This is a genomic window from Cryobacterium sp. MLB-32 (assembly GCF_000738085.1).
Taxonomy (GTDB): domain Bacteria; phylum Actinomycetota; class Actinomycetes; order Actinomycetales; family Microbacteriaceae; genus Cryobacterium.
Genome location: NZ_JPRS01000443.1, coordinates 1 through 798, shown reverse-complemented (window position 1 = coordinate 798; position 798 = coordinate 1). Strand labels below are relative to the sequence as shown.

The window sequence follows — 798 nt, the reverse complement described above, 5'->3', positions numbered from 1 at the left end:
ACCAGCTGTCTTCGTCAAGGTCCATGCGAACCAGGACGTAGCCGGGGATACGCACTCGAGTGACCATCTTTCGCTGGCCATTCTTGATCTCGACGACATCTTCCATCGGAACCTCGACCTGGTAGATGAAATCTTCCATGGCCATCGACTGCTTGCGGTTCTCGATGTTCGACTTCACGCGACGTTCGAAGCCGGCGTACGAGTGAATGACGTACCACTTACCCGGCAGGAAACGCAGTTCCTTGCGGAAGGCGTCGTAGGGATCAACGTCGGCGTCGGCTTCTGCCTCGGCCTCGTCGGTGGCGACCTCGTCTTCGTCTTCAACGGCCTCAACCGAGGCATCCGCTTCATCCACGGAATCGATATCGAGAGCGTCCTCGACGATGGAGTCGGCCTCGGGGTCTGGAGACTCGACGAGTGCATCGAGAGCGGCATCAAGGTTGACCTCGATGTCGGCGTTCTCGTCTTCGACGTGCAGGGCAGCGTGCTCGGCGGCTTCTACCGACGTCTCTTCGGCTGCGAGGGTGTTGCCCTCTTGTGCTTCGTCGTCCTCAGAGGACTGCTCGGCGGCAGTGGCCCAGTCGACATCGTCGTGCTTCGTCTCAGTCACTAAATCTCAATCCTTCTCTGTGGTGCTCTATCTTCGGCAGGAAAACTGCCGGTACGGCTCAAACGTGGGGGCGGAGTGTTACGGCGTGCCGAACATGAACGTCACGGCCAGCGCGAATACCCAGTCGAATGCCGAGACAATGGCCATCATGATCACAACGAACACGAGCACGACACCGGTGTAGCTCA

Annotated in this window: 2 protein-coding genes; both read right to left on the bottom strand. The window is 58.8% G+C overall.

The window, feature by feature from the left end:
- Positions 1-610 (bottom strand): transcription termination/antitermination NusG family protein (locus JF66_RS19270; protein WP_035880498.1); only part of this gene is annotated, 610 nt, incomplete at its 3' end.
- A gap of 78 nt (positions 611-688) precedes the next feature.
- The coding region (locus JF66_RS19265) for a preprotein translocase subunit SecE (protein WP_035880497.1) at positions 689-798 on the bottom strand (110 nt) is incomplete at its 5' end.